The sequence below is a fragment of the Pseudooceanicola lipolyticus genome (assembly GCF_002786325.1).
Taxonomy (GTDB): Bacteria; Pseudomonadota; Alphaproteobacteria; order Rhodobacterales; family Rhodobacteraceae; genus Pseudooceanicola_C; species Pseudooceanicola_C lipolyticus.
Genome location: NZ_PGTB01000350.1, coordinates 1 through 1,318, shown reverse-complemented (window position 1 = coordinate 1,318; position 1,318 = coordinate 1). Strand labels below are relative to the sequence as shown.

General features: G+C 70.6%; 1 protein-coding gene. It reads right to left on the bottom strand.

Going from position 1 to position 1,318, the window contains the following annotated elements:
• On the bottom strand, positions 1 to 1,318 hold a 1,318-nt coding region (locus tag CVM52_RS25825; protein ID WP_100165068.1), incomplete at both ends, for an L-glutamate gamma-semialdehyde dehydrogenase.

Here is a 1,318-nt window from a genome sequence, read left to right as displayed (position 1 = left end):
CGACTGGCCCTCAACTGGGGCCGGGTGGCCCTCGGCCGCCGGCAGCGGCGCCGGGGCGGTCCAGTTGTCCTGGGTGACCTGCCGGTCGGGAGCGCAGAAGCGGGGCAGGTAATGCGGCCCGCCGGCCTTGGGGCCGGTACCCGACAGCCCCTCGCCGCCGAAGGGTTGCGAGCCGACGATGGCGCCGATCTGGTTGCGATTGACATAGATATTGCCGGCCTGTACCGCCTCGGTCACGTGCTGTACGCGGTCGTCGATGCGGCTGTGCAGCCCGAAGGTCAGCCCATAGCCGGTGGCGTTGATCTCGGCGATCACCCGGTCGATCTGGCCGGCGCGGAAGCGGGCGACATGCAGCACCGGCCCGAACACCTCGCGCTCGAGCGCGGCGATGCCGGGGATCTCAATCAGCACCGGCGCGACAAAGCTGCCACCCTGCGGCGGCGCCAGTTCCTTCAGCACGCGGCCCTCGTGGCGGGCGCGGTCGATATGGGCGCGGATGCCGCTCTGGGCCTCGGCATCGATCACCGGGCCGCTGTCGGTGGCCAGCTGCCAGGGGTCGCCAAGACGCAGCGCGTCCATCGCACCGGTCAGCATCTTCAGCAGATCCTCGGCGATGTCCTCCTGCACATAGAGGCAGCGCAGGGCGGAACAGCGCTGGCCTGCCGACTGAAAGGCGCTTTCGATGATGGATTGCACCGCCTGTTCCGGCAATGCGGTGGAATCGACGATCATCGCGTTCAGGCCGCCGGTTTCGGCGATCAGCGGCGTGCCCGGTTCCAGATGCGCGGCCATGGCGCTCCGGATCAGCCGCGCGGTGTCGGTCGAGCCGGTGAAGGCGACGCCATTGATCCGGGCATCCGAGGTCAGCGCGGCGCCGACCCGGCCGTCGCCGGGCAGCAGCTGCAGCACCTCGCGCGGCACCCCGGCGCGGTGCATCAGCGTCACCGCCAGATGGGCGATCAGCGGCGTCTGTTCGGCCGGCTTGGCCAGCACCGCATTGCCGGTGGCCAGCGCGGCCGAGACCTGGCCGGTGAAGATGGCCAGCGGAAAGTTCCACGGGCTGATGCAGGCAAAGCGGCCCGCCGGCGGCGCGTCGGGGATATGGGCGGCGTAATAGCGCAGGAAATCCACCGCCTCGCGCAGCTCGGCCACCGCATCGGGCAGGGTCTTTCCGGCCTCGCGGGCGAGGATGGCGAAAATCTCCCCGAAATTTTCCTCATAGAGGTCGGCGGCGCGGTTCAGGATCGCGGCGCGCGCGGGCGCCGGCGCCTGCCAGGGGTGCGCCGCGGCAAGCGCGGTTTCGATATCCGCCGCGCTG